21 protein-coding genes and 1 pseudogene are annotated in these 23510 nt (G+C 59.7%); 16 read left to right on the top strand and 6 right to left on the bottom strand.

Annotated features, from left to right (window positions below; genetic code table 11):
• Nucleotides 1–215 precede the first annotated feature (215 nt).
• From VN887_16645 to VN887_16660, 4 genes are all read left to right on the top strand, one after another.
• Nucleotides 216–881, top strand: coding sequence for a response regulator transcription factor (locus VN887_16645; GenBank protein ID HXT41638.1), 666 nt, complete (start codon nucleotides 216–218; stop codon nucleotides 879–881).
• A 717-nt stretch (nucleotides 882–1598) separates the two neighbouring features.
• Entirely contained in the window at nucleotides 1599–3878 is a 2280-nt protein-coding gene (locus VN887_16650) for a PAS domain S-box protein (protein HXT41639.1), read from the top strand.
• Nucleotides 3879–4050: 172 nt separating this feature from the next.
• Nucleotides 4051–7749 carry a response regulator gene (locus VN887_16655; protein ID HXT41640.1) on the top strand — a complete coding sequence of 1233 codons (3699 nt, stop codon included), beginning with the start codon at nucleotides 4051–4053 and terminating at the stop codon, nucleotides 7747–7749.
• Entirely contained in the window at nucleotides 7749–8372 is a 624-nt protein-coding gene (locus tag VN887_16660) for a response regulator transcription factor (GenBank protein HXT41641.1), read from the top strand. Before VN887_16655 ends, VN887_16660 begins: the two co-directional genes overlap by 1 nt.
• A gap of 74 nt (nucleotides 8373–8446) precedes the next feature.
• Here the strand turns inward: VN887_16660 and sucD are convergent, their stop codons facing one another.
• Nucleotides 8447–9337, bottom strand: coding sequence for a succinate--CoA ligase subunit alpha (sucD, locus tag VN887_16665; GenBank protein ID HXT41642.1), 891 nt, complete (start codon nucleotides 9335–9337; stop codon nucleotides 8447–8449).
• Here sucD and VN887_16670 point away from each other — a divergent pair.
• Complete coding sequence (locus VN887_16670; protein HXT41643.1) at nucleotides 9330–9941, top strand: hypothetical protein; 612 nt, start codon at nucleotides 9330–9332, stop codon at nucleotides 9939–9941. The two genes, sucD and VN887_16670, sit on opposite strands and share 8 nt — an antisense overlap.
• Nucleotides 9942–10068: 127 nt before the next feature.
• Here VN887_16670 and VN887_16675 read toward each other — a convergent pair whose 3' ends face one another.
• Nucleotides 10069–10437 (bottom strand): VOC family protein, encoded by a 369-nt coding sequence (locus VN887_16675; protein ID HXT41644.1) that lies wholly within the window; start codon nucleotides 10435–10437, stop codon nucleotides 10069–10071.
• A gap of 221 nt (nucleotides 10438–10658) precedes the next feature.
• Here VN887_16675 and VN887_16680 point away from each other — a divergent pair, with 221 nt between their 5' ends.
• The 7 genes and pseudogenes from VN887_16680 to VN887_16710 all read left to right on the top strand — a co-directional run bounded on the left by VN887_16680 (nucleotide 10659) and on the right by VN887_16710 (nucleotide 15635).
• Nucleotides 10659–11186, top strand: coding sequence for a hypothetical protein (locus tag VN887_16680; GenBank protein ID HXT41645.1), 528 nt, complete (start codon nucleotides 10659–10661; stop codon nucleotides 11184–11186).
• Nucleotides 11183–11389 (top strand): hypothetical protein, encoded by a 207-nt coding sequence (locus tag VN887_16685; GenBank protein HXT41646.1) that lies wholly within the window; start codon nucleotides 11183–11185, stop codon nucleotides 11387–11389. Before VN887_16680 ends, VN887_16685 begins: the two co-directional genes overlap by 4 nt.
• On the top strand, nucleotides 11386–11520 hold the full coding sequence (locus VN887_16690) for a hypothetical protein (protein ID HXT41647.1): 135 nt from the start codon (nucleotides 11386–11388) through the stop codon (nucleotides 11518–11520). Before VN887_16685 ends, VN887_16690 begins: the two co-directional genes overlap by 4 nt.
• 5 nt (nucleotides 11521–11525) lie before the next feature.
• Nucleotides 11526–12266, top strand: a complete 741-nt coding sequence (locus VN887_16695) for an RNA ligase family protein (GenBank protein ID HXT41648.1) — start codon at nucleotides 11526–11528, stop codon at nucleotides 12264–12266.
• The gene (locus tag VN887_16700; protein ID HXT41649.1) at nucleotides 12263–13390 is read left to right on the top strand and encodes an AAA family ATPase; all 1128 of its coding nucleotides are present in this window, start codon (nucleotides 12263–12265) and stop codon (nucleotides 13388–13390) included. The genes VN887_16695 and VN887_16700 overlap by 4 nt, the downstream gene beginning before the upstream one ends.
• A 91-nt stretch (nucleotides 13391–13481) precedes the next feature.
• Nucleotides 13482–14281 (top strand): annotated as a pseudogene (locus tag VN887_16705) (nucleotidyltransferase domain-containing protein).
• Nucleotides 14265–15635 (top strand): polynucleotide adenylyltransferase, encoded by a 1371-nt coding sequence (locus tag VN887_16710; GenBank protein ID HXT41650.1) that lies wholly within the window; start codon nucleotides 14265–14267, stop codon nucleotides 15633–15635. Before VN887_16705 ends, VN887_16710 begins: the two are co-directional and overlap by 17 nt.
• Before the next feature lie 163 nt (nucleotides 15636–15798).
• Here VN887_16710 and sucC read toward each other — a convergent pair whose 3' ends face one another.
• A complete protein-coding gene (sucC, locus tag VN887_16715; GenBank protein HXT41651.1) occupies nucleotides 15799–17004 on the bottom strand; it encodes an ADP-forming succinate--CoA ligase subunit beta in 1206 nt (401 codons plus the stop codon).
• A 70-nt stretch (nucleotides 17005–17074) separates the two neighbouring features.
• Nucleotides 17075–18205, bottom strand: coding sequence for a citrate synthase (locus VN887_16720; protein HXT41652.1), 1131 nt, complete (start codon nucleotides 18203–18205; stop codon nucleotides 17075–17077).
• A gap of 177 nt (nucleotides 18206–18382) precedes the next feature.
• On the opposite strand from VN887_16720, the gene VN887_16725 reads away from it, so the two are divergent.
• The 3 genes from VN887_16725 (at nucleotide 18383) to VN887_16735 (ending at nucleotide 20820) form a co-directional block, all read left to right on the top strand.
• Nucleotides 18383–19366: an N-acetylmuramoyl-L-alanine amidase gene (locus VN887_16725; GenBank protein ID HXT41653.1), complete on the top strand. Its 984-nt coding sequence runs from the start codon at nucleotides 18383–18385 to the stop codon at nucleotides 19364–19366.
• Complete coding sequence (gene murI / locus VN887_16730) at nucleotides 19363–20205, top strand: glutamate racemase (GenBank protein ID HXT41654.1); 843 nt, start codon at nucleotides 19363–19365, stop codon at nucleotides 20203–20205. The genes VN887_16725 and murI overlap by 4 nt, the downstream gene beginning before the upstream one ends.
• Before the next feature lie 63 nt (nucleotides 20206–20268).
• Nucleotides 20269–20820 (top strand): cob(I)yrinic acid a,c-diamide adenosyltransferase, encoded by a 552-nt coding sequence (locus VN887_16735; GenBank protein HXT41655.1) that lies wholly within the window; start codon nucleotides 20269–20271, stop codon nucleotides 20818–20820.
• Nucleotides 20821–20827: 7 nt separating this feature from the next.
• Here VN887_16735 and VN887_16740 read toward each other — a convergent pair whose 3' ends face one another.
• Nucleotides 20828–21523, bottom strand: a complete 696-nt coding sequence (locus tag VN887_16740; GenBank protein ID HXT41656.1) for a dihydrofolate reductase family protein — start codon at nucleotides 21521–21523, stop codon at nucleotides 20828–20830.
• Entirely contained in the window at nucleotides 21520–22596 is a 1077-nt protein-coding gene (gene queA / locus VN887_16745; protein HXT41657.1) for a tRNA preQ1(34) S-adenosylmethionine ribosyltransferase-isomerase QueA, read from the bottom strand. The genes VN887_16740 and queA overlap by 4 nt, the downstream gene beginning before the upstream one ends.
• 256 nt (nucleotides 22597–22852) lie before the next feature.
• Here queA and VN887_16750 point away from each other — a divergent pair, with 256 nt between their 5' ends.
• Entirely contained in the window at nucleotides 22853–23314 is a 462-nt protein-coding gene (locus VN887_16750) for a hypothetical protein (GenBank protein HXT41658.1), read from the top strand.
• Nucleotides 23315–23510 lie beyond the last annotated feature (196 nt).

The raw sequence follows: 23510 nt of genomic DNA on the forward strand, positions 1-23510 counted from the left end.
GTTGACGTATAGTCTGCACGGACGCATTTTCAGCGATCCTTGGGAAATTGGCTTCAAAGAAATCCACTGTCGGCTTAATATGCGGCCGTGTCGAAACTGCGGTGCGGAAATGAGCGTGCCGTGGACAAAGGCAAACCCTGCGAGGGGCGCCCGTTCTGCCACGTCCGGCTGTGGAACCGCGCCGGCTGCCAGGCGAAGATGGAATGCGGTAACACATGAACAAGACGATCAGACGAAAAATCCGACTATTGCTGGTGGATGATCATCCGCTTGTGCGGGAGGGCATCCGGTCGTGTCTGTCAACGCGCAAACAACTGGAGATCGTCGGCGAGGCCGCTGACGGACAGGAAGCCATCGCGAAGACGAAGGACCTGAAACCGGACATCGTGTTGATGGACATCAATCTGCCGGGGGCGAACGGCCTGGAGATCACGCGCCAGCTCCGCCGGGACGCGCCCAAGACCAAGGTGTTGATCCTCACCATGCACAACAACAAGGAGTACGTGTTGCAAATCGTCCAGGCCGGCGCGTCGGGGTATGTGTCCAAGGATACGTTGCCCGAGGAATTGGCGCAGGCGATCGAACAGGTGGATCGGGGCGAGGCATTTTTCAGCGCGAGCGTGGCCCGCTTCGTCCTGAACGATTATGTGGCCAGTTCAGTGCGGCGCAAATCCGCTGAAGAAGAACTGTCCGAGCGCGAGCGCGAGGTGCTTGGCCTCATCGCCGACGGAGGCAGCAACAAGGACATCGCGTCGCGACTCGGCTTGAGCGTTCGGACCGTGGAAACCCATCGCGCTCGCATCATGCGAAAATTGGGCATCCGCACGACCGCCGGTCTTACCAAGTTCGCTCTCCGGCACGGCATTGCCACGCTGACGTGATGGAGTCGTGCCGGCGCGGTAATTTCCCTCTTTACGCGGCTTGTCGATTTTCAGTGTCTCAGTACTATACCTTACACGCGACCCCGCACTTTCCTTTTTTGAGGTTTTCCGGTTTTTGTGTCAGCTTGGCCAAGCCTGACTTGGATGATTTGCAATCAATACATCTTGCGTGTTTAGCCGGGCATGAATTCCGTAAGAAGGTTTAAAAAAGTGAAAGGGTGACACAGGACCCAGCGTGGCGCCTCATATTATAGATTCCCGATCCGGATTGCCGCCCATGGCGAGTCCTGGCGGCTCTCGGCTTTTTGCGCTTTGCTTCGCCTGCCATCTCGCTTCTTCACTTCACGTCGTAGCGCCTCGTGGATGCGTCTTTTTTGACCCGACCAGCCGGGATTTCCTTCTGAAACCAGAATCCAAGCATGCCGGACGTACCATTTGCTTTTTACAGGTAAAGGGCGAGGTTGGACGGGTCGCGGATTCGCGCGAGCGCACGCAGAGCCGCGCTCGAAAGGGACGTTATCGGAAAATGACTCAATTAAGGAGTATTCAACTGTTGGGGCACCGACAAAATGACGCGGGCCCGGCGGCCTGCCGTAATTCATCGAGTACCGCCGGCCAAGTCGGTACCTGCGGAATCATTGTGAACGCGGTCGGTCGCGCGAAGAAGCGGGCCCGGGAGCCCGGGGCGGGTGCATCGCTCCGCGAATGAACTGATACATGAAATCGCCTCTGAGCATTCTCCATCTGGAAGACGATCCGCTGGACAGCGAGTTGCTGCGGGCGATGCTCGAAATGGAACGAATCACCGCTGACGTAAAGCAGGTGGACCGGCGCGAACACTTTATCTGCGCCCTGCAGGAGGGCAGGTTCGATTTGATCATTTCCGATTACGCGCTGCCTTCGTTTGATGGCCTCACTGCTCTGGGCCTGGCCCGCGACCATTGCCCGTCTGTTCCGTTCATTTTGTTCTCGGGCACGATCGGAGAGGAGGCTGCCATTGAAAGTCTGCATAATGGGGCGACGGATTACGTGCTCAAACAGCGTCCCGAACGCCTCGCGGCTTCGATTCGGCGGGCTTTGCGCGAATCCGAGGACCGGCGCAGACGCCAGCAGGCCGAGGAAGCGCTGCGTGAACGCGAGGAGTTTTTCCGGCTGATCTCGGAAAACGTGACTGACTTGATCGCGGTGGTTGATCTCAAAGGCCGGCGCGTTTACAACAGCCCGTCCTACAAGTACCTTTTGGGCGATCCGGAAAGACTGCTGGGAACAGACGCGTTCGAGGAGATTCATCCCGAAGACCGCGAGCGCATTCGCCGGGTATTCCGCGAAACAATCGCCGCCGGGACGGGACAACGGGCGGAATTCCGTTTTTTGCTCAGGGACGGAAGTGTTCGCTATATCGAATCGCAGGGCAGCGTGATGCGGGACAAATACGGCAAGATGGCCAACGTGATAGTCGTTTCCCGCGACGTGACCGACCGTAAGAACGCCGAGGCGCAGATCCGGGAACAGGCGGCCCTGCTGGACAAGGCGCAGGACGCGATTTGCGTCACGGACATGGAGCAACGCATCCTCTACTGGAACCGGAGCGCGGAAGCCTTGTACGGCTGGAGTTCGGCCGAGGCGGCGGGCAAACGCGCCAATGAGCTCCTCTTCAAGAAGGATTCCTCGCTGCAAATGGAGGCGTTGAAGAGCCTCATCGCAAAACACGAGTGGAAAGGGGAGTTGCGCCAGATCACCAAGGGAGGCGCGGACATCATCGTCGAAAGCCGGTGGACCCTCGTCCACGACAACGAGGGCCGGCCAAAATCCATTCTCGTCGTCAACACCGACATCACCGAGAAGAAAAAACTCGAGACGCAGTTCTTCCGGTCGCAGCGATTGGAGAACATCGGCATGCTCGCCAGCGGCATCGCCCATGATCTGAACAATGTGCTCGCGCCCATCATGATGGCCGTGCCGATGTTGCGCGAAAACCTTGTCAACCCGGCCGACCAGAACCTGCTCGACATGCTCGACCGCAGCGCGCGGCGCGGCGCCGACCTGGTGCGTCAGATTCTTTCCTTCGCGCGCGGCGTCGAAGGCGAACAAAAGTTGACCCAGGTGCGGCATCTGCTGACCGACCTCGAAAAGATGATCGGCGAGACGTTTCCAAAATCCATCCGGTTCGAAAAGAATATCGAACCGGAGCTCTGGGCGGTCAGTGCCAACGCGACACAAATCCACCAGGTGCTGCTCAACCTTTGCGTCAACGCGAGGGACGCAATGGCCGACGGCGGCAAGCTCGGCATTGTGGCCGCGAACCGCCACCTGGGCGAGCTGGAGACCCGACAGCATCCGGATGTGAAACCGGGGCCGTTTGTGGTGATCACCGTGGCGGACACCGGCTCCGGCATCGCCCCGGAGTTGCTGGGAAAGATTTTCGAGCCGTTCTTCACGACCAAGGAACCGGGCAAGGGCACCGGGCTCGGGCTGGCGACGGTGCGTGGCATTCTCAAAAACCACGGCGGGTTCGTGGACGTGGAAAGCCAGGTCGGCAAGGGCACCCGCTTCACAATCTGTCTGCCGGCGATGGAGCGCCGCTCGTCGCAGACGACGTTTACCCGGGCGGCCCAGATGCCCACCGGCCACGGCGAGATGATCCTGGTCGTGGACGACGAGGAGGCAATCCAGCACATCGCGCGCGCGACGCTGGAGAATTTCGGGTACCGGGTTGTCTGCGCGGGCAACGGCGCGGAGGCGCTCACCGTGTACGATCAGCACCGCGACGAGGTCAAGGCCGTGATCCTGGATTCGATGATGCCGTTCATGGATGGCGCCGCAGCGCTGCGCGCGTTCCGCCAGGTCGCTCCCGCGCTGAAGATCATCGGCGTCAGCGGCCTCGGCGGAGAGGATAGGTCGCCAATGGATGCGGGAGGCGCGCAGGCTTTTCTGACCAAGCCGTACACGACGCACGAGCTGTTGTTGAAGCTGGATGCCGTCCTGCGAAACGGCTGACCGGCCCCTCCACGGATCACGCGCGCCGTGAAGAACCGAGCGCAACCACGCAGGTCTCGTGGCCGGCCAATGAATCCAAACCGGTTCAACAACGGTCTGGATATTCGGCAGATTCTTGCTTTAATGAAGGCAGTGGCGAGTTCCGACCCTGAATGAATCGCGCTGCGAACAAATGAATTCCTCCGCGTTGCCGCCGGGTGATCCGCCTGGGGAGGTGCCGAGAGGCGCACTGTCTAATCGACCGGGCTGGCAATATCTCTATTTTGTTTTGGCCGCCTTCGATTTGATCACCGTTTGCGCGAGCCTGTACCTCGGCCACCGGTTCATGCGCATTTATGGGGACTCGGTGAAGACCAATCACGAGTGGTCGCGGCGATTGGGCAGTTATGCCGATCTGGCCCAACTGGCTGCCGCGGTCAACGCGCCGGGAAATGACATATTCGACTCGCATGATGTCGCCGCCGAATCTGCCAGGATGGAGGCGGCGCTGGCGCGATTCAACGAGAGACTGCGAGCAGTTCGCTCTGAATCGAACTCCAACGTGCCTCCCGAGACGCTCAAGGGATTGTTACCCCGGATGGACGCGGTGCGGGCCGCGATGGATCGCATGGTGACGGATGCGCAAGGGGTCTTCACCTCCTTCAAGGGCAATCTGTCCAAGGATGCGGGGGAACACATGGCGGCCATGGACCGCGAATTCGCCGGCCTGAACACCGCGCTGGTGAGTCTGCGCTCGATCGTGAGAGACATCCAGGACAGGCATTTCACCGCGCAACTGGCCATCGCTTCTTCCGTCCGCAGGTTGGAATACTTTATTGCTGTGGCGATCGCTTTGATGGTCGTGGGCATTGCGGTCTATGGCACCAAGCTTGCCCGGAGCATCGCCGCGGCACGAAACGCCGAGGAAAATGAGCGGGTGGTCGGCGCATTGAAGGCAAGCGAGGAAAAGTACCGCTCCGTCATGGAGTCCGCGAACGACGCCATCCTCATAGCGAACGCGGACGGAAGCATCGTCTCGTGGAACAAGGCGGCGCAAAAGATGTTTGGGTACGCGGACGAGGAGATGGCCGGTCAATCACTGGCGCGCCTGATGCCGAAATTCTGCGATGACCCCCACGGTGAGGGGCCGGGCCATTTTCATCCGACAGGGATGAGCGACGTGACCGGCGGCGCCGTCGAGTTCAGCGGGCGGCGCAAGGACGGGACTGAGTTTCCGCTCGAGCTTTCACTGGCAACCTGGGAAAGCGGAGCGCGACGCTACTTTAACGGAACCATCCGGGATATCACGGAGCGGAAAAAGGCGGAACAGGAACGCGCGGACCAGGCGCGGCTGGATGCGTTCCATGCGGATGTGAACCAGGCGTTGAACCGTTGCCAGAGCGTCCCCGTGATGCTCCAGGAGTGCACCGTCGCGATGCACGCGCATCTGGAGGCTGCCCTCGCGCGGATCTGGATCCTTGATGAAACACGCGTGATGCTGGTTCTGCGGGCCAGCGCCGGCATGTACACACACCTTGATGGTCCGCACAGCCGTGTGCCGCTCGGCAAGTTCAAAATCGGACTCATCGCCGAGGAGAAAAAACCGTGGGTGACGGACGACGTGCCCAACGATCCCCGCATCAGCAACAAACAATGGGCCATCTCCGAGGGAATCGTTTCTTTTGCCGGTTACCCTTTGTTCGCCGGCCAGGACTGCGTCGGGGTCGTCGCGATGTTCGCGCGCCGGCGGATTCCATCGCGGACCCTGGAAGCCCTGGCGGCAATCACCCCGTCCATCGCGCAGTCCGTCGAGCACCTGCGCGCTCAAGAACAATTGAAACAGGCCAAGGAAGCGGCGGAATCCGCCAGCCGGGCCAAAGGTGAATTCCTGGCCAATATGAGTCACGAAATCCGGACGCCCATGAACGCCATCATTGGGATGACCGATCTCGCGTTGAATACGGCGCTGTCGGAGACACAACGGCATTACCTGGAGACGGTGAAGAACTCCGCTGATTCGCTGCTGAGTCTGCTCAATGACATTCTTGATTTCTCGAAGATCGAAGCCGGTCGCCTGGAACTGGAGAAACTCGATTTCTCGCTTCGCGAGCAACTTGGCGCAACGATCAAAACACTCGCCGTCAAGGCGCACGAAAAAGGGCTCGAGCTGTCCTTGCGCATACCGCCGGAGGTGCCCGACTCCTGGCGCGGCGACGTGCATCGTCTGCGACAGGTCGTTGTCAATCTGGTGGGCAATGCCATCAAGTTCACTGAGGCCGGAGAAGTGTCGGTCCAGGTCGGCGCGGAGGGAGTCGGCGCGGACGCGCCTGAGCGCCCGGTGGCTGCCATTGGCGGCTCGGTGCTTTCCACGCCACCGGCGGCGGAAAGGAATTCGTTTCTATATTTCGTGGTCCGGGACACTGGCATTGGCATCCCGCGGAACCGGCTGCGCCACATTTTCAAGGAGTTTTCCCAGGCCGACAGTTCGGTGACGAGAAAGTATGGCGGGACGGGACTGGGCCTGTCCATTTCACGCCGGTTGATCGAACTGATGGGCGGCAGCATCTGGGTCGAGAGCGACGAAGGCATGGGCAGCACCTTCCATTTCATCATGAAACTCGAGCCCGGCAGCGGTCCGCCGCGCGTTCCAGTTGCGCCGGAGGAATTGAACGGCCTGCGTTTGCTGGTGGTGGACGACAATCAGAGCAGCCGCGCAATTCTGGCCGAGGTGCTGCGGAGCTGGCGCGTGGAGCCGGTCGCCGTCAACACCGCAGAGGCTGCAATGGCGGAGTTGCAATCGGCCGCCGGGCAGGGCAGGCCGTTCAGACTCGCCCTCGTGGACGCCATCATGCCGGGAACGGACGGTTTTACCCTGGCGTCATGGATCAAAAACCATCCCGACCTGGCCGAAGCCACGATTTTGATGGTCAGGTCGGCGCGTCAACCCGGCGACACCGAGCGCATTGAAGCCACCGGGGCCGCCGCGTCGGTGGCAAAACCCGTTCAACCGCTCGAACTGCTCGACGCCCTGCTCAATGCGCTGGGCGCCCGTGAAACCAGGCTGCGTCTTGCGGAAACGAAAGAGACCGCTTGGAAAGCCCGGCCATCGGGCACCGGACTGAGCATTCTCCTGGCCGAAGATCATCCGGTGAACCGCGAGCTGGCGGTTACGATCCTGACGCAGGAAGGACACCGTGTGATCGAGGCCGGCAACGGCAAGGAGGCGCTGGCTCTGGCCACGCGCCACAGATTTGATCTGGTTTTGATGGACGTGCAGATGCCTGAAATGGACGGATTGGAAGCCACCCGCCTGATCCGGGCGCACGAGGAGCAGTCCGGCCGGCATCTGCCGATCATCGCGCTGACCGCTCACGCGATGAAGGGAGACCGGGAAACGTGCCTTGCCGCTGGCGCCGACGCATATCTGAGCAAACCTGTGAAACGTCGCGAATTGCTGGAAGCGATCGGGAGCCTCGTGCATCCGTCGGTCGCGGACGTCCACCGGGCCCCTGCGCCGGCGGTGTCGGAGGAAATGAATTTCGACCGCGAACGTCTGCTGGAGCAACTGGGCGGTGGTGAGGAGATGGTTCAGAAACTGGTCCAGATGTTTTTGGAAATGCTGCCGAACCATCTGGCCGAGCTCCGCAACGCCGCGACAAAAGGAGACCACCTGGTGCTTTCGCGCGTGGCGCACATGTTGAAGGGCGCGATTGCCAATTTCGGCACCGGCCCGGCGCACGCCGCCGCCGCCCGCCTCGAGCAATCGGCGAAGAAATCGGATCTGCCCGGGATCGCCTCGGCCCGGGCCGATTTCGAAAATCAGTTGGACAAACTGGTGGGCGAATTGAAAGGATACCCGGGCCGGGGTTCGGGGAAGGGAAACGCAGGTTGATGAAAATACTCATTGCCGAAGATGATCCGGTGTCCAACGAGATGCTCGGCTTCCTGCTGCGGCAATGGGGCTACGAGGTCGTCTCCACGCGCAATGGCGCCGAGGCCTGGGCCGCCATGCAGGCAAGCGGCGCGCCGTCGCTCGCGGTCCTGGACTGGCAGATGCCCGAGTTGGACGGTGTCGAAGTGTGCCGCCGCGTCCGTCTTCGGGCTGAACTCAAGCACGCGTATTTGTTGATCCTGACCAGCATGTCGCGGCCCGACGAGATTGTCACCGGACTCGAGGCGGGTGCAAACGATTACATCATCAAACCGTTCAAGGCGCCCGAGCTGCGCGCGCGGTTGAGCGTCGGCGCGCGCGTGGTCGAGTTGCAATTGGAACTCGCGGATCGCGTTGCGGAACTGGAGAAGGCGCTTTCCGAGGTCAAACAACTGCGCGGCATTCTGCCCATCTGCGCCTATTGCAAGAAAATCCGCGACGACCAGAATTATTGGCAGCAGGTGGAAAGCTACTTCACCGCGCACACCGACGCCAGATTCAGCCACAGCTTTTGTCCGGACTGCTACGAAAAGATCATCAAACCACAACTCGACGGGCTGGGGATAGAGCCGGAGAAAGACTGATCATCCGCGTCGCCCCCGCTGACGCCGCACTTGCCCTCCCGGGCAACCTTCAAAGCGGCTGACGCCTCCGCGCTTTACATCAGCTTCAGCAAAGTGTCCGCCATTTCGGACGGCGTGGCCGCGACGCCGATGCCGGCGTCCTTGAATGCGGCGATCTTCGCCGCCGCCGTGCCTTTGCCGCCGCTGACGATGGCGCCGGCGTGGCCCATGCGCCTTCCCGGCGGAGCGGTCGCGCCCGCGATGAATCCCGCCACCGGTTTCCTGCAATTCTTTTTGATCCACTCGGCGGCTTCTTCCTCCGCGCTGCCGCCAATCTCGCCAATCATGATGATGCCGTGCGTGTCCGGATCGTCGTTGAACAGTTTGATCACGTCGAGGTGCGATGTGCCGTTGACCGGATCGCCACCGATGCCGACGCACGTGGACTGACCGACGCCGCGGCAGGTGAGTTGCCAGACCGCTTCATAAGTCAGCGTGCCGCTGCGCGACACCACGCCCACGTGGCCCTTCTTGTGAATGTAACCGGGCGCTATGCCGATGCGGCAGCCGCCAAAGGAATCCCTGCCTTCACCGGGTGTGACGATGCCCGGACAGTTCGGGCCGATAAGCCGCGTCTTTCTGCCTTCCATCGCGCGCTTTACCTTCACCATGTCGTTGACCGGAATACCTTCGGTGATGCAGACGACCAGATCGAGTCCGGCGTCCACCGCCTCGAGAATGGCGTCGGCGGCGAAGGGTGGCGGAACGAAGATCGCGGAAGCGGTCGCGCCGGTTTGCTTCGCCGCTTCGGCTACGGTGTCGAAGATGGGCACTTTGTTTTCAAAAAGCTGTCCGCCTTTGCCGGGCGTGACGCCGGCGACAATCTGCGAGCCGTATTCGAGGCTGAGCTTGGTGTGGCGTGCGCCAAAGCTGCCGGTGATGCCCTGGACAAGGACTTTCGTTTGAGGAGTGACGAGGATGGACATGAGGTCTTGTGTTTATGCCCTAAGGCCGGCGGTTTTTCTGTTGTTCGAGTCGTTCTCTGATGGGACGCAAAAAGCGCAGCATTGCGAGGTCCTGCTCACGCCCGGCGGCTTCTTTTGCCAGAATCAGCGCATTCAGACTCAAGAATTTGAATTCCCCAAACGAGAATTTCGCCACGATGCTCTGACGATCCACGGCCGCGAAACCACCGATTCCGGCAACATCGCTGAGGCAATCCAGTTTTCCAAGATCAGTTTGCAAATTGGGATTCTTCAGATCACCGAAACGATCTCGCGTCATTTCCAACGGCAATTTGTTCGCGGTCAGGCGATGAGATGGATGCAAGTCAGCGACGACGGATTCGATGCGCCTGATGTTCTCTTCACCGAACGGGCAGCAAATATCCAGATCAAAGGTTGCCATGGGAACTCCGTGATGAACGGCACAGACACCGCCGATCACAACGAAGTCAAGGCCGCTGCTTTTCAGGCGGATGAGCAATGCCTGGTCATTCTGCGGCATGAGCAGAGCTGGCTTCCTGAACAGTTAATAAAAAATCAATCACTTGCTGGTGCTCCGCCAACCGTTGCTCGGGAGTCAACGTGAGCGCGTGTTCAATCAGCGACATGTCAACGCCTGCTTCCATCGCTGCCCGCCACGCCGGACCGGCATCCGGCGGACAAACATATTTGCCGTTGATCTGAGCCAAGGTTTCCTCGTCGAGCATGAGGAATTATTTCGCGTTCCTTTTGTGAATGCAAATCGTATTGCCGTCCGGGTCGAAAATCATCGCCATGCGGCAGACCGCGGTCTGGATCGGTTCGATGCGGAACTTCACCTTGTTCTTCTTCAAATGTTCAATCGAAGCGTCGAAATCCTCGACCTCCAGTGCGGCGGAACAGCCGTCGGGGCTGGGCTTGAACGCGGGCGCCGACCCGATGGCCAGCGCATACGGGCCGAATTCATATTCCGTCCACTGGCCGTGTTCGGAATCCTTGACTGTCGCGGGTTTCAAGCCGAGCACGCCCTCATAAAACGCGCGGGCACGCTTCATGTCCGTGACGGCATAACAACAGAAGGCGAGTTCGATGACTTTGAGCATGACCAGACCGGGTGTTTAATTTCAACCGGACTGAAACTCAACTCTTTTCCTGTGCTCATCGCCTGCGGAAGACTCGGACGAAAGCGCCTTTGCGGACCGCGTCGTCGCCGGCGTGGACAACTTTTGTTTCTGGCGACTCGCTTTCTCCGGCCGACGGGGTGTATTCTTGGTGCAGGAATGTCGTACCAACCGGACAGTATGTTGGTGAAACGATCGAACGTGTGAATATCAAAGACACAATCGCCGCAATCAACCAGATGCAAGCTGACGGCGTTGTCGAACGCTACGCCATCGGCGGCGCGGTGGGCGCAACCTTCTATCTCGAACCCGTCGCCACGCTCGACGTGGACGTATTTATTACGTTCCGACCCGAGGCCGGGAGTTTGCTGGCCAGCCCGCAGCCCATCTTTGACTACTTCAAGGCGCATGGTGGCAGAATGGAGGGCGAATACATCGTCATCGCCGGCTGGCCGGTGCAATTCCTTCCCGCCGCCAATCCGCTGATCGCGGAAGCACTGGCGCAGGCCGTCGCGAAAGACGTCGCAGGTGTGTCCGCGCGAGTGTTCACCGCCGAACATCTGGCCACCATTGCGCTCCAGACCGGCCGCGCCAAGGACAAGGCGCGCCTGCTGCATTTTTTTGAAAGCGGAGTGCTCGACCTCGGGCGCTTTCAAACCATCGTCGCCCGGCACGGATTGCGGGAGGACTGGCAGCGCTTTGAAAAACAATTCCTCGGTGACACGCCATGACCTTCGACTTCGCCAGGATTCAGCAAAGCAAGCGTGAGTTCCGCCAACGCCTCGCTGCCGGGCCCATTGCGGAAAAGCTCGCCATGTTGGATGCCCTGCGGGAGCGCGCGCTCGCCATCCGGCCGGCGCAGGCCGTGACGGCGTCAGGCGTGTTGCGCGAAGAACCGCCGCGCAATCGCGCATCGCGAAAGAAATCAGGATGAAGGAGGAATTGCACCGCGACTTCGAACGCGCCCCGGCCGAAACCAAACTGCCTGAACGCCCCGACTACGAGGCGGCGAATCGTTTCCTCGTCAAAGCGCGACATTCGGCTGCTAAGAATGAAAAAGGTTAAAACTTATGGGCGCGACCCGTGATGATTTCATCAAGTATCCTCGCACGCCGCATCTGTTTGGCTCGCAGGGAACGGATGATGATAAACACCTTGGCCGAAAGGAATCCGAGGCATTCTTCGCTGACCCATCGTTGATTGTAGAGGAGAAAATTGACGGCACGAATGTCGGTATTCACTTCGCGTCGAGCGGCCGGCTGGTATTGCAATGCCGTGGCCACGAAATCACGGAAGGGATGCATCCCCAATACGATCTGTTCAAGCAGTGGACTTCGGTGAAGCGCCCCGTTTTGGAGGGGATGCTCGGCAGCCGGTTCATCCTCTACGGTGAATGGCTCTACGCCAAGCACTCCGTTCACTATCGCGCGCTGCCGCACTACTTTTTCGAGTTCGACATTTATGACAAGGATGCCGGCCAGTTTCTCGACCTGGTTACGCGCTTGCGGATGCTGGAAGGAACGGGTCTGCATACCGTGCCGGTGGTTCATCGTGGCCGAATCACAGCGGAAGAACTGCAATCGCTCATCGGGCCGTCGGCCTTTGACAGTGCCTTTGACAATCCTGTCACGGGCAAGACCGACAATTTGATGGAAGGACTTTACGTTCGCACTGAGGCCGGCGGCTACGTCACCGGGCGCGCCAAGCGAGTACGTCAGGAGTTCGTGGAGAAGTTGAAGCAGAGTGAGCACTGGCAGCATCAGAAGATGATTCCAAACGTGCTCGCCGAGGGAGCAGACATCTGGTTGTGAAAACCTGGACCGACATCGCGCGCGCGACGAACGCACAAGTTCTGGAATGGGCCGAAGCCCAGGCATGGGCTCGCGACATGGCCGGTTGCAATCAGGACGTGCAATGGCACGCGGAAGGCGATGTATGGACGCACACCAGGATGGTCTGCGCTGAAGTTGAGCGGCTCTCCGATTGGCCGTCGCTTGATCGCGCCGCGCAGTTGAAGCTGCTGTTCACCGCACTGTTCCATGACGCCGGCAAGCCAGCCACCACTGTTCTCGACCCGGGGTCGGGCCGGACACGCTCGCCCAAGCACGCGCTGGTCGGTGCGGAAATCGCGCGGCGGATGTTGCGGGAAATCGAGTGCGATGTCGCCACACGAGAACAAATCTGCGCGCTGGTTCGCTTTCACGGACGCCCGCCTTACCTGCTGGAAAAAGAAAACCCCGAGCGCGAAGTCATCTCGCTCTCGTGGCTTGTGAACAATCGGCTGCTTTACCTGTTCGCTCTGGCCGACACGCGCGGACGTAGGGCCAACGAGATGAGCCGCCCGGAGGAGATCCTGCATCTCTGGAAACTTGTCGCGGAGGAACGCGATTGTTTTGTCCGACCCTACGTGTTTGCCAACGACCACGCCCGTTTCCTTTTCTACCGCGATCAACTCAGCAGCTTGCACTACACACCGCACGAGGAGTATCGCTGCACCGTCACCCTGATGTCGGGTTTGCCGGGCGCAGGTAAAGACACCTGGCTGGCACAGGCCCGCCCCGGCCAGGCTGTCGTTTCTCTCGACGCCATTCGTGAGGAACTCGACGCGGACGGGACGGACAATCAAGGTGAAGTCATTCAGGCGGCACGCGAACACTGCCGCGGACATCTACGCGCGGGCCGTGACTTCTGCTTCAATGCCACTAACGTGACGCGCCAGATGCGCCAGCGATGGATTGACCTTTTCGCGGACTACAATGCCCGGGTGGAAATCGTTTACCTTGAGCCGCCGATGCGGACGGTGCTGGAACAGAACAAACGCAGGACGAATCCCGTGCCAGAGAGCGTCATCCATCGTTTGGTTGAAAAACTTGAACCGCCAACCATCACCGAAGCACACGAGTTGGCATACATTGATTCCATCCATGACCATTGACCCACGCCTTCACCGTCCCGCAGGCGCGGGATCGCGGCGCAGCCGCTCAAAAAGTTGATGGTTGAGAGTTAAAGGTTGAGGGATGATGCCCATGACGATTGATCCGCGACTGAAACGAATCGTTGCTGAACAGCCCTATCCGTTGCTCTTTGCGACGATCAGCGGCGCGCATGTGTTGCCGCTCGACGCGGTCGTCGGCCTGGAGGTCCGCGATGAGACGGTCCAGGACTCGCGCGTTATCGAAGGGCTGGAGATGGACATCGTGAGTCATGACGTGCAGAAGTTCTTCGGCCTGCTGCTCAAGAAGAATGGTTACGTGCTGGAACAGCTGTTCTCGCCGCTCATCGTCCGCACCACGCCGGAGCATGAGGAGTTGAAGGCTATCGCGCGTGGCTGCATCACTAAACATCACTCGCATCACTACTTCGGATTTGCGGAAACGCAGTGGAAGTTGTTCCTGAAGGGAGAACCGGAAACTGTAGCGGCGGTCTGTGACCGCCGAACCGACGGCGCTGACACAGCGCCGCTACAAGCGAAGTCAGTGCGCCGGGTGAAGCCGTTGCTCTACGTCTATCGCATTTTGCTAACCGGCATTCACCTGATGCGAACGGGTGAAATCCAAGCGAACCTCGTGACGTTGAACCAGGAGTTCCGGCTACCTTACATCGCGATCTCGTGGCTCGAAAACTCGCCGGTCCGGAAAAGTCCAAGCTGGATGATGCGGACATTGCTTTCCATGAATCAGAATATCAACGTCTGCGTGTTGAATTGCAGTCCGCCCACGACGCCAGCACTCTGCCCGAGTTGCCGAGTGATGAAACGAGGGCCGCGTTGAATGATTTGCTGGTGCGCGTGCGGTTGAACTCATCCCGACATGAACTTGCCCGATGAACTGGTGCGCCTGTTGCGCGATGTGCCGGCCCTGTCGCGGGCTTATCTCGTGGGCGGTTGCGTGCGCGATTCCCTGCTGGGCATCGTGCACAAGGACTTTGATCTCGAAGTTTACGGCGTGGGTTATGAAGCGCTGGAGCGGGTGTTAAGCGCGCATGGCCGCGTGGATCTGGTCGGCAAATCGTTCGGGGTAATCAAGTTCACCAGTCAAAGCGGGGCGCAGTGGGACTTCAGTCTGCCGCGCCGGGATTCCAAGATGTCCGCCGGGCATAAAGGATTTCGAGTGGAGTTCGATCCGGGCATTGATCCGAAGACGGCGGCGAGTCGCCGGGATTTTACAATCAACGCGCTGATGTTTGATCCGCGCACGGGCGAATACCTCGACTTTTTCGGCGGACGGGATGATCTGGAGAAACGCGTGCTGCGCCACACAAGTTCCGCTTTCGTCGAAGACCCGTTGCGCGTGCTGCGGGGAATGCAATTCGCCGCGCGTTTCGATCTGACGCTGGCGCCAGAGACGGTCGGGTTGTGCCGATCCATCGTGCAGACCTTTCCCGAGCTGGCGGTCGAGCGCGTGGGGATGGAGTGGTTCAAGTGGGCGGGCGCGAGCCGGCGACCGTCGGCGGGCCTGCGCTTTCTGAAGGACACCGGCTGGCTGCGGCACTTCCCGGAAATTGCGGCATTGGATGGGACACCGCAGGACCCGGAATGGCATCCGGAAGGCGACGTGTTCACGCACACGTGTCATTGCTGCGATGCAATGGCGGAATTGCCCGAGTGGCGCGCGGCGGATGAGACCACGCGCCGGGTGCTCATGTTCGCGGTGCTGGCGCATGACTTCGCGAAACCGCAGACCACTCAGGAGGTGGAGCGCGACGGGCAAAAACGTATTGTCTCGCCGGGGCACGAGGAGCAAGGCGGGCCGGTGGCGGAAGCCTTTCTGACGCGGATCGGCGCCCCGAACGAAATAAAAGAACGCGTGGTGCCGCTGGTGAAGCATCACCTCGCCCATTTGCAGATGGTGAGCAACCGCTCGGTTCGGCGGCTGGCGAACTGTTTGAAACCCGCGTCCATTGACGAACTCTGCCTGGTGATGACGGCGGATCATTTCGGCCGGCCACCCAAACCGCGGATCATTCACGAAGGGATTTCGGGGCTGCGGACGAAGGCAGAAGAGCTGCGCCTGCGCGACGCAGCGCCCAAACCGCTGTTGCAAGGTCGCCATTTGATTGCTCGGGGCATGCAGCCGGGCGCGCAGTTTGGCCGGTTGCTCGACGAGGCGTTCGAAGCACAACTTGAGGGCCGGTTCACAGATCTCGACGGCGCTCTGAAATGGCTGGACGAACGGAACTGATGTTTCGTGTTGCGGGCCAGTCGCGCGGTATCTGCCGGAACTGCCGGACGAAGGAACGCGGGAAACATTGAAAGATTTGCCGCGCGGGTGAGTTGGAAGACCGTCGCTGGATTCCGTCAAGCGCGTCAGTCCGGCTTTTCGCCGACACGGTGACCCGGCTGAATTACTTTCCAACCGCCTTCACCACTTTCTGCGCCGCGTCGGCCATGGAATCGCCGCTGATGAGCGCGAGGCCGGATTCGCCGAGCGTCTTTTTTCCGGCTGCGACGTTGTTGCCTTCGAGGCGGACGACCAGCGGAAGCTTCAAGCCGGTCTCGCGCACAGCGGCGACGATTCCGGTGGCAATCACGTTGCAATCCATGATGCCGCCGAAAATGTTCACCAGAATGCCCTTCACGTGCGGGTCGCTTAAAATGATTTTGAACGCGGCGGTCACCTGTTCCTTGCTGGCGCCACCACCCACGTCGAGGAAGTTTGCCGGGCTGCCGCCGAAATGCTGGATGATGTCCATGGTGGCCATCGCCAGACCGGCGCCGTTGACCAGACAGGCGATGTTGCCGTCGAGCTTGATGTAATTGAGAGAATGTTTGCTCGCCTCGATTTCAAGCGGCGCCTCCTCGCCCAGATCGCGCATCGCCTGAATGTTCGCGTGGCGATACAGCGCGTTGTCGTCGAGACCGATCTTGCCATCGAGCGCCATGATCGCTTCCTTGCCATCGGCAGTCTCGACGAGGCAGAGGGGATTGATCTCGACGAGCGAGGCGTCGCACTCCCACCAGGTCTTATACACGCCGAGCAGGAGTTTCGCGGTGGCATTGATCAAGTCTCCCTTGAGCCCGAGGGCGGCGGCGAGCTTGCGCGCCTGATACGGCATGATTCCGACGGCGGGATCAATAGATTCGCGGATGATTTTCTCCGGCGTTTTCCCGGCGACTTCCTCGATGTCCATTCCGCCCTCGGTGCTGACCATCACGATGGGCCGCGACACCGCGCGGTCGAGCAGCACGGCGAGGTAAAATTCCTTCTTGATGTTGGAAGCGGCTTCGACGAGCAGCTTGCCGACGACGCGGCCTTCGGGTCCAGTCTGTCTGGTGACGAGCGCCTGGCCGAGCATGGCTTTTGCGCGCTCGAAAACTTCCGCGGCGGATGAGCAGACTTTCACGCCTCCCTGCAAACCGCTCTTGAAGGTGCCTTTGCCGCGGCCCCCGGCGTGAATCTGGGATTTGACGACGACGCGCTTGTGGCCAGCGGCAAGAAGTTTTTCCGCGACGGCCTTCGCTTCTTCCGGAGCGCTGGCAACGTTGCCGGGCGGCACCGCCACACCGTATTGAGCGAGGAGCTGTTTGGCCTGGTACTCGTGAATGTTCACCTGTTAGTTCAAACTTAAAGGTCTAAAGTCCGAAGCCGGCCACGAGTTCGGACCCTGGGACCCGCCGGACCTATCGCTGATCGACGGGAACAACTTTCAACCCAACCGGCCCGGTGTATTGGCTCTGAGGACGGATCAGGCGGTTGTCGGCCAACTGTTCCAGCAGGTGCGCCGTCCAGCCGGCGGTGCGCGCGATGGCGAAGACAGGTGTGAACAGGTCGGTCGGAATACCCAGCGAGTAATAGACCGTTGCGGAGTAGAAGTCCACGTTGGCGTTCAGTTTTTTCTCCTTGAGCATGAGTTCGGCGATGCGCTCGCTCATCTGAATCCATTTCGGCTCGCCGAGTTTGGAGCTGAGGATTTGTGCCATGCGTTTCAGGTGCGGCGCGCGGGGATCGAGCACCTTGTAAACGCGGTGACCGATGCCCATGATTTTTTTCTTTTGCGCCAAAGCCTCGGCGATGTAGGCATCCACGCGGTCAAGCGAGCCTATCTCCTGCAGCATTTTGATGACGCCCTCGTTCGCGCCGCCGTGCAGCGGGCCTTTGAGCGTGCCGATGGCACTCGTGATGGCCGAATACATGTCACTCAATGTTGCAATCGTGACACGGGCGCTGAACGTGGAGGCGTTCATGCCGTGGTCCGCGTGCAGCACGTAGCACAAGTCCAGCGTGTTCGTCTTTTCGGCCGAAGGTTTCTCGCCGTCAATCATGTAGAGAAAATTCGCTGCCTCACCCAGCGACGGCTCAGGCGGCAGCAAAATCCTGCCCTGACGGTAACGATGGTAATACGCGGTGATGACCGGTATGCGCGCGATGAGGCGAAGCGCCTTTAAACGGTTTTCATCCATCGAATCGTTGTCGGCCTCGGGATCGAAGCATCCCAACGCGGAAACGGCCGTGCGGATGACGTGCATCGGGGGCGCGTCCTTGGGAAATTTTTTAATGATTTCGACGACGCCCTTGGGCAGTTCACGCTTGGCAGCGAGCAGGCCTTTCAGTTCGTCCAGTTCTTTGCGGTTGGGCAGATGGTCGTGGTGCAGCAAATGGACCACCTCCTCGAAGGTCACCTTGCCGGCGAGTTCGTTGATGTCGTAGCCGCAGTAAATCAGCTGGCCAATGTCGCCGCGGACGTCGCTGAGCCCGGTTGCGGCGGCGACGACGCCTTCCAGGCCTTTGGCGGGGGTGGGGGAATTGCTCATCGTGGTGTTGCTGGCTCGTTTCTCGGTTGTACTTGTTTCAATCGTTCTCGAAAAAAATCAATTTAGGAAAGGTGCCCGGACGCGTCAACGGTTTTAACCTGAAAAAATGGAGAAGACGCGCGGCGCCCGGCATTTGCCTTGAATCGCCGCGGCGGGACATGCAGATTGCGCGCGTTGATGAAACTGGCGGCTGTGTCGTTCGTGTTGCTGGCCGGTTTGCTGACGGCCTCCGCGCAAAACGCTTTAAGCAAACTGGAGCGGACACGCCTCTTCGGCGGCGAATATGTCCGGCTGGCCGACTGGGCAAGGTCATACGGGTTCCACCTCTCTGCGGCGCGCAGCAAGGACGAGGTGCTCCTGACCAACGCGGGGTCCAGACTGGTGTTCGCGGTTGATTCACACCGCGCGGAAATCAATGGCGTGACGGTGTTGCTTTCCGCGCCGGTTGCCGCACGCAACGGCACGGTGTTCATCGCCTTGCTGGATTTGCAGACGGCGATACATCCGGTGCTGTTTCCCGAAAAGAGCGCGGTCAGCGCGCCGATCATGAGTGTTTGCCTCGACCCCGGTCACGGCGGAAAAGATCCTGGCAACGAGGAAGGCCGCAGACAGGAGAAGGAATACACGCTGATGCTGGCGCGGGAGGTGCGCGAGCGGTTGGTTGCCGCGGGTCTGAAGACCACGCTGACCCGCAGCGGTGACAGTTTTGTTCCGTTGTCGGACCGGCCGGAGATCGCCAGACAGCGCGATGCCGATCTGTTTGTAAGCCTTCATTTCAACGCGGCCATTGCCGAGAAGGACGTGGTCCAGGGAGTGGAGGTTTATTGCCTTACCCCGCCGGGGGCCAGCTCCACCAACGCGCGCGGCGATTCAGCGGACACCGGCATGTTGACCGGGAACAGATTTGACTCGAAAAACATGCTGCTGGCCTATCAGATCCAGAAGGCGATCGTCAAAACCCTGCCTGCCGAAGATCGTGGAGTGAAACGCGCCCGCTTCGCGGTGTTGCGCACCGCGCGTGTCCCGGCCGTGTTGATCGAAGCGGGTTTCATGTCGCACCCGGTCGAATCGAAAAACATCTTCAACGCGGAATACCGCCAGCGGTTGGCGCGGGCCATCGCGGAGGGCATCCTCGCCTACAAACGGCTGGAGGAACGATGAGCAAAAATGTGGAATCGCCGATCGGCATTTTCGATTCCGGCATTGGCGGTCTCACGGTTGTGCGGCAAATCCACCGCGTCCTGCCGCACGAGGACATCGTGTATCTCGGAGACACCGCGCGTGTTCCTTACGGGACGAAATCGCCGGGCACGGTCATCCGTTTTGCGCGGGAGGACACGCAGTTCTTGATCGGGCAGAAGGTGAAGGCGGTGGTGGCGGCGTGCAACACGGTGTCGGCCTGGGCGCTGACGACCCTGGCCCGTGAATTCGAAGTCCCCGTGTTCGGCGTCATATTTCCTGGCGCGGAAGCGGCCGTGCTGAAGACACGGAACAACCGCATTGGAGTCATTGGCACGACAACGACCATCCGCAGTCAGGCGTACAGTCGCGCAATTCTGGCCCGCGAAGACTCCGCAAAGGTTTTTGCTCGCGCCTGTCCTCTGCTCGTTCCGCTGGTTGAAGAGGGGTGGACGAATCAGCCGGTTACGCTGGCCGTGTTGCGGGCGTACCTTTCGCCGCTGTTGCGCCGCGGCATCGACACCCTGGTGCTGGGCTGCACGCATTATCCGCTTTTGAAGAAGGCGATCCGCGCGGTGGCAGGGAGAAACGTGTCGCTCGTGGATTCAGCTGAAAGCTGCGCACGCTTTTTGAGCGAACATTTGCGGGCCGCCGGTCTGGCGTGCGGAAACAGGCGCCGACCGGGAGTGATCCGGCCGTTTGTAACCGATGAAGCCGAGCGTTTCAACGATTCGGCCAGACGGTTTCTCGGGGCGCCGACGAAACCTGCGCAGAAGGTGGATTTGCCGGCATTCTCCGTTTTTCCTCCGGAGATTGGATGAGGGCCGGGCGCGGCGGCGTTCACACTTTACGTTTCGTGGTCGACGATCCAAGCTGTGAGTTACATGAGCATCGTCACGAAGAATGGAGACAACGGCACGACCGGTCTGATGTACAATCGACGCGTTTCGAAATGCCATCCGCGCGTCGAAGCCTGCGGCAGCGTTGATGAGTTGAACGCTGCGCTTGGCCTGGCGCGCGCGTCGGCAGATCGTGAATTCATCCGCAGCAGTCTGTTTAACATCCAAAAAGATCTCGTGATTTTGATGGGAGAACTGGCCACTGAAACAGACGATCTGCCCCGCTATGCGAAAGACGGCTACTCGACGGTCACGTCCGGGTTGACCGCGGGTTTGGAAAATCTGGTGCGGGAAATCGAATCGCAGAATATCAGCTACAAGGGTTGGGCGACACCGGGCGCGACTCTGAATTCCGCCGCGCTCGACGTTGCGCGCGGCATCTGCCGGCGTGCCGAACGTCGGGCCTGCGGCCTGCGTGAGACAGGCCAACTTCAGAACGCGGAGATCATCGTTTATCTGAATCGCTTGAGCGATTTACTGTGGTTGTTTGCGCGATGGGTTGAAACCCGGCAGATCCCGTCCGGCGATCAGGAGTGACCGGTTTTCAACCGACCCTCTTCAAGACATCGTAGGTGAGAAAGACTTCATCACCGCTTCGCTTGATCGATTTCAGCGCCAGGCGGGCCGCGGCGGCCAGTTTCAACACCGGCGGTCCGTCGGCAATGGTTGGCGCCTGGCGACCACCAAAAACTTTCGGGCAGACAGTCAGGTGCAATTCGTTGACCAATCCATCGCGAAACAGAGAGCCATTGAGTTCACCGCCACCTTCACAAAGCAAACGCTCGATTTTCCACTTGTCCCGCAGCCACATGAATGCCGCGCGAAAATCGATCTCCTGCCCACCAAAAACCTTCACCTCGTCGGCCAGGGCGCGAAGCAGACGCAAGTTGCGTTCGGGAGCCCTCCGGCTGACCAGAACCACGACGGGCGAGAAATGATGACGAAAAATTGCGGCGCGAGGATTTAGCGAACCTGAACCGCTTGCGACGATTCGCAGATTACACTCCGCCAAACCGTTCTTGAGCCGCAAGCGGCGGAATCTCTCCGCGCCGGGGCCGAGGTTGACGCCTTCCTGATCCACGGTCCGGGCACCTGACATGACAGCGTCGGCCGAGGCGCGAAGTTCGAGCAGATGTTCGAAATCCCGCCTGCTGGTGAACGAGGAAACAGCGCGGTTGGCGGTGGCGATCTTGCCGTCGGCGGTCATTGCCATGTTGATGAGAACGAACGGCAGCTTCATAAGATCAACATCGCGTCGCCATAACTGTAAAAGCGATAATGCTCGCGGATTGCCTCTGCGTAGGCAGACAAAATAAGGGAACGTCCGGTCGTTTTGCCGGGCGCGGCAAACGCGCTAACCAGCATGAGCAAGGTCGATTGGGGCAGGTGGAAATTGGTGATCAGCGCATCGACAATTCCAAACGGGAATGGTGGATAAATGAAAATGCGAGTACGCCCGTGGCAACCCACCAGGCGCCCTCCGTTGGCAGCGGCCACACTCTCCAGCACGCGCACTGAAGTCGTCCCGACGGCGATGACGCGGCGCCCGTCTTTTTTCGCGTCATTGATGGTTTGGGCCGCGGAGGGACCGAGATCAAACCGTTCCTCGTGCATGACGTGCTCCTGCAATGTTTTCGTTTTCACGGGTGCGAAGGTACCGGGGCCGACGTGCAGGGTGACGAAGCAAATTTGTGCGCCTCGCGAACGGATTTCTTCAAGCAACTTGTCAGTGAAATGAAGACCGGCGGTTGGTGCCGCCACAGAACCGGCAGTCCGGGCATACACGGTCTGGTAACGATCACGGTCCTGGGTTAATCCGTTTTGTGACTCGCGGAGGACATAGGGAGGCAACGGCACGGCACCCAGGGAGTCCAGGTTTTCAAAAATGTTCGCGATGTTGGAAAACTGAAGTCGGCAGAGACCTTCTGGATTTTTTTCAATCACCGTCGCCGCGACTTGGGTCGGTTGACCTGCATTGTTCCGGAAAATAATATTTACGCCAGGTCGCACCCGTTTACCCGGGCGCAGCAACACCCACCAATCGTTCGTGCAAACTTCTTCAATCAACAACACCTCCGTTTCGCCTCCTGTTGACGACTTGGCCCCCCGCAACCGTGCTGCAATCACACGCGAGTCATTCAAAACAAAAACGTCACCCGGGCGGACAAAATCGAGAATGTCGCGAAAGCTCCGGTGAATAATTCGTCCGACCCGGCGTTGCAATACGAGCAAGCGCGATTGATCACGAATTGAAGCAGGCGTCTGGGCGATCAACCCGTGTGACAGATAATAATCGAAATCGGCCGTATCCACACCCCATCTCTAACCATTTGACCGTTTTGGAAGCAAGGCGGGCCGACAACCGACTGGCCGCCGAACGGGCACAAGAGAGTTCGCGAACCACCACGCAAAACCCGCAATGCTTCGGTGAAAAACCATCAGTAAACCGTGTGAATAACCTGTTAAGAAATAGTAGTGAGATAAAAGTTGACCTTGGTGGGTTAAAGTGTATAAGAGTGGGTCGTTGTGGGGCAAAATGGCCAAGTGCCTGGTGCTCAACAAATGATCGATGCCATCAAACCAGCCCAGCGAGCCGATCTATTACAACTCGCTTTATCGTCACGGCGTGGACGACAAGCGGCGGGTGCAGATTCCGGCCAAGTGGCGGCCGGCGGAACCAGAAATACTGACCTTGGTGCTTTGGCCGAAAGGGGCGATGCCGGAGGCCTGTTTGCTGGTACTGCCGCCGAAGGAGTGGGAGGCGTTGGTCCAAAAGCTCAAAACGATGCCCTTTGCGGATTCGAAAGCCGAAGCGTTGAGGCGCCTGCTTGGCAAGAAGTCCGACCGGGTCACGCTGGACAAGGGAGGACGGATTTGTCTTCCCGAGTCGATGGCCCGGGCGGCACACATTGGCAAGGAAGCGGTACTGGTCGGCTTGCTCGACCGGTTCGAAATCTGGGATCCGGAACGTTACGAAACCGCGAGTGCGGTGGACGACGAGTTGTTGCCTGAAGCATTCAAACTGATTTGAACCTATGAGTCTGATCAAACTGCTGAGCGTCAGCCGGAGCTTCGTTGGCGGTACGAACCAGGGCGGGAGATACCGCATGGCAGAGCAGGCAATGTTGCCAAAATTCGCGCCGGTTGGTCGGCCGATTTCTCTCTCCCCGAAAGGAAACCTGCAATCGCCGGCCAGTGTATCCAGTTCTGATGGTGAGGAGCTCAAA

Source organism: Candidatus Angelobacter sp., assembly GCA_035607015.1.
Classification (GTDB): domain Bacteria; phylum Verrucomicrobiota; class Verrucomicrobiia; order Limisphaerales; family AV2; genus AV2.

What these genes read in the sequence shown, in the direction of transcription:
- VN887_16740 (HXT41656.1), bottom strand. Translation starts at nt 21,523, where the DNA reads ATGAAGCTGCCGTTCGTTCTCATCAACATGGCAATGACCGCCGACGGC.
- VN887_16645 (HXT41638.1), top strand. Translation starts at nt 216, where the DNA reads ATGAACAAGACGATCAGACGAAAAATCCGACTATTGCTGGTGGATGAT.
- VN887_16655 (HXT41640.1), top strand. Translation starts at nt 4,051, where the DNA reads ATGAATTCCTCCGCGTTGCCGCCGGGTGATCCGCCTGGGGAGGTGCCG.
- sucD (HXT41642.1), bottom strand. Translation starts at nt 9,337, where the DNA reads ATGTCCATCCTCGTCACTCCTCAAACGAAAGTCCTTGTCCAGGGCATC.
- VN887_16710 (HXT41650.1), top strand. Translation starts at nt 14,265, where the DNA reads ATGAACTTGCCCGATGAACTGGTGCGCCTGTTGCGCGATGTGCCGGCC.
- VN887_16750 (HXT41658.1), top strand. Translation starts at nt 22,853, where the DNA reads ATGCCATCAAACCAGCCCAGCGAGCCGATCTATTACAACTCGCTTTAT.
- VN887_16725 (HXT41653.1), top strand. Translation starts at nt 18,383, where the DNA reads ATGAAACTGGCGGCTGTGTCGTTCGTGTTGCTGGCCGGTTTGCTGACG.
- VN887_16695 (HXT41648.1), top strand. Translation starts at nt 11,526, where the DNA reads ATGGGCGCGACCCGTGATGATTTCATCAAGTATCCTCGCACGCCGCAT.
- VN887_16720 (HXT41652.1), bottom strand. Translation starts at nt 18,205, where the DNA reads ATGAGCAATTCCCCCACCCCCGCCAAAGGCCTGGAAGGCGTCGTCGCC.
- VN887_16690 (HXT41647.1), top strand. Translation starts at nt 11,386, where the DNA reads ATGAAGGAGGAATTGCACCGCGACTTCGAACGCGCCCCGGCCGAAACC.
- VN887_16670 (HXT41643.1), top strand. Translation starts at nt 9,330, where the DNA reads ATGGACATGAGGTCTTGTGTTTATGCCCTAAGGCCGGCGGTTTTTCTG.
- murI (HXT41654.1), top strand. Translation starts at nt 19,363, where the DNA reads ATGAGCAAAAATGTGGAATCGCCGATCGGCATTTTCGATTCCGGCATT.
- VN887_16675 (HXT41644.1), bottom strand. Translation starts at nt 10,437, where the DNA reads ATGCTCAAAGTCATCGAACTCGCCTTCTGTTGTTATGCCGTCACGGAC.
- VN887_16685 (HXT41646.1), top strand. Translation starts at nt 11,183, where the DNA reads ATGACCTTCGACTTCGCCAGGATTCAGCAAAGCAAGCGTGAGTTCCGC.
- VN887_16650 (HXT41639.1), top strand. Translation starts at nt 1,599, where the DNA reads ATGAAATCGCCTCTGAGCATTCTCCATCTGGAAGACGATCCGCTGGAC.
- VN887_16735 (HXT41655.1), top strand. Translation starts at nt 20,269, where the DNA reads ATGAGCATCGTCACGAAGAATGGAGACAACGGCACGACCGGTCTGATG.
- VN887_16660 (HXT41641.1), top strand. Translation starts at nt 7,749, where the DNA reads ATGAAAATACTCATTGCCGAAGATGATCCGGTGTCCAACGAGATGCTC.